A 249-nucleotide genomic window follows, 5' to 3' on the forward strand; every position below is an offset into this window, starting at 1 on the left:
ATGTACCTGCAGCAGATATTACTGTGGTAAACGATGAAGCTGATAACTGTGGTACTCCGACTGTGGCTTTTGTAAGTCAAACTGCAGATCCTGCTATTAATAACGGAACCATTACTAGAACCTATTCTGTAACTGATGCTAGTGGTAATTCTATTAATGTATATCAAGATATTGTTATTCTTGATAATACTACCCCAACAGCGTCTAATCCTGCTGATATTAATGTACAATGTTTAAGTGATGTGCCTG

Origin of the sequence: Winogradskyella pacifica, from assembly GCF_003386275.1 — a bacterium.
Lineage (GTDB): Bacteria > Bacteroidota > Bacteroidia > Flavobacteriales > Flavobacteriaceae > Winogradskyella > Winogradskyella pacifica.